This window comes from Halogeometricum pallidum JCM 14848 (assembly GCF_000337095.1).
GTDB classification, from domain to species: Archaea; Halobacteriota; Halobacteria; order Halobacteriales; family Haloferacaceae; genus Halogeometricum; species Halogeometricum pallidum.
Map to the genome: position 1 here is coordinate 1 of NZ_AOIV01000014.1, position 2,260 is coordinate 2,260.

At 61.6% G+C, this 2,260-nt stretch carries 2 protein-coding genes and 1 pseudogene; all 3 read left to right on the top strand.

Annotated elements, in window-relative coordinates; genetic code table 11:
- Positions 1-282: 282 nt before the first annotated feature.
- Positions 283-639 carry a hypothetical protein gene (locus tag C474_RS07465; protein ID WP_083861971.1) on the top strand — a complete coding sequence of 119 codons (357 nt, stop codon included), beginning with the start codon at positions 283-285 and terminating at the stop codon, positions 637-639.
- Between the two features lie 9 nt (positions 640-648).
- The gene (locus tag C474_RS07470) at positions 649-978 is read left to right on the top strand and encodes a hypothetical protein (protein ID WP_049916824.1); all 330 of its coding nucleotides are present in this window, start codon (positions 649-651) and stop codon (positions 976-978) included.
- Between the two features lie 810 nt (positions 979-1,788).
- Positions 1,789-2,260: pseudogene (locus C474_RS07475) on the top strand (DNA-binding protein); the annotation flags it as partial.

A 2,260-nucleotide genomic window follows, 5' to 3' on the forward strand; every position in this document is an offset into this window, starting at 1 on the left:
CTGCGCTTCGGCTCGAGCAGTTACTGGCGCAGGCTGAACAGAGCCGCGAGTCCGATAGTGAGATCGACGCCGAGCTGGCAGCACTCGGCGAAAAAGTTGACGCGGACGACCTCGAACGAGCTGTCGAAGAAGCACGTGAGAAAACCTCCGATCAAGTGTAGGGATCGGATGCGTAAGGATTTCTGAAGATGAGCTGTCTTGCTACGACAGTCCTCTCGACATCGTGTGAGTGAATGGCACTGCCGCCACATATTGAAAGCAACAGCGGTACTCGGTGTCGGTATGGAGTGCCCAGCGTGTGGTGGCCCAGTAACGATGGAAGTGGGGCCGGATCAGCCGCTCTCAGCATCAGTGACGGATGCACTACTCGCTGCCGACGAAGCCGAGCAGATCATCGTCGCCCGAAATTGCTGGGCGTGTGGCTGGACTGAGGACCGGTCAGTGGTCATCGATTCGATCGAGACAACCGAGGGTGATGCCGACGCTGTCGAGCGAGCCGCGCTTCTCGATGATATTATGAGTGAGGCCACGGCAATCGACAGTCTCGCGACGCTCGAAGATGCTCTCGTAGAGATTCGCCGTCAGCGCAGTCTTGAGACTGCTGCGTCTAGCTCGCCTAAGGACGTCGACGGTGACTAGGTGTTCCTCATGACCGATACCGACGCTCGCTACGACGTTCGTGAACAGACAGGGAATCCAGCCCACGCGTCGGTCGCCGACGTAATCGCACTCGTCCTTGAACGAGCACAGAATTCGCGTGAAGATCACCAAGACGCTCATTTCGATGAGACCATGGCTACTGTCGTCGACCGATATGGTGCGGATGCTGTCCGAACTGTCATCCATCGTGTACTCGTTGAGCACTATCCGTTTCGAACAGCCACGGTCGATCTCAATATGCGCAACATCGATGGTGTACGGATCGGCACGACGGCCGGCTGGTTCCTTGAGGAGCTGAACGTGGAACCAGACAGCTGAGACATCCCACCAGAAAGCCCTCGGCCGCTCGGCATCCCGCGACCACGCGAGACTGTGTCTCGCTTGCTCCCGTTCGCTTCGCTCACGGGAACCTCGCTGCGCTCCTCGTGCCTGTGGTGCTTGCGGGGTCGGGGGACGACCGAGACGCCCTCGCCCTTTCTGAGCCCACCAGGATATCGGCTGTGTCACTGAGCGTCGAGCCCGGTTGAACAGGTTCTTTGTTACGGCACGCCCCGCTCGCCGCTTCCGCCTGTCGGTGAGCAAGCTCACCGGCGTCCCGCTCACTCCGTTCGCGGGACCTCCGCGTCGCTCGCGACTGACCATTCCGGGCTGCCTGCCTGCAGTAGCGGGCGGGCTGCCGGGCTAAAATGAATGTGCCCTCGACGCCAGCGGGTATCCCCGTCGGTTGCGCCCCTCGCGGACTTTCGCGTTCCAGCGCTTTGTGCCGCCTGCGCTGCCGCGCACCACACGGCGGCGCGCGTGCTCGGCGACAGTCGCGCTGGACACGGACCCGCAGATCGGACCGGACACGAGCGGGCATATCCCGCTGGACGCTCGCTTCGGGCGGGTCGCTGGAAGACTCACTCCGTTCGTCTTCCAAGCCTCACCTCGCTGTGCTCGGTGAGACGGCGCGCGGTGCTGGTTGAGCGTCTCTCTTCTAAGCGCTCTCGCTCGCGCCCACAGGGCGCTCACGAAGACGCGAGCGAGAGCGCGTAGATGGATCTGTCGGTCGGTGTAGTACGAAGAACCGCGATGGTGGAGCATCGCGGCGTCGGGCGCGTGAGCGCCTTCAGGAACCTGTGAGTTCCAATGGCAAGTAAGAACGTCACCAGCCAAGTAGTTTCGGTCGATGAACAGGCATTCGAGAACGCGGACGAAGCGGCGGTCGACGAAGACGGCTTCGAGGTCGTCGATGAGACGCCGAAGTTCCAGGCGACGGTGCAGATGGAGACGCAGGCAAAAGTGGATGCAAACCATCCGGACGGAATAGTCGACAGTAGTGACGAGCGAATCTACGGTGCGACCCTCGAACAGGAAGAGCGCATTCGGGCGCGAGAGGCTGAATTGGAGCGTATCAGTGCCAAAGCCGAACTGGGCACGCAAGACGGTCGAGAGAAGCGGACGCGAGAGGTCGCTGCGAAGCGGAGTGCCGAGCGGCGTAGGGAGTTCCAGAAGCGGGCGGCGAGCGTGGATCAGTGGGCTGACCCGGGTCGAGATGATCCTCGTGCAGAACTTTCGCAGGAGCAGTTGGCAGCGGTGAACACACAGTCGATGCGGCTGG

What these genes read in the sequence shown, in the direction of transcription:
- C474_RS07465 (WP_083861971.1), top strand. Translation starts at nt 283, where the DNA reads ATGGAGTGCCCAGCGTGTGGTGGCCCAGTAACGATGGAAGTGGGGCCG.
- C474_RS07470 (WP_049916824.1), top strand. Translation starts at nt 649, where the DNA reads ATGACCGATACCGACGCTCGCTACGACGTTCGTGAACAGACAGGGAAT.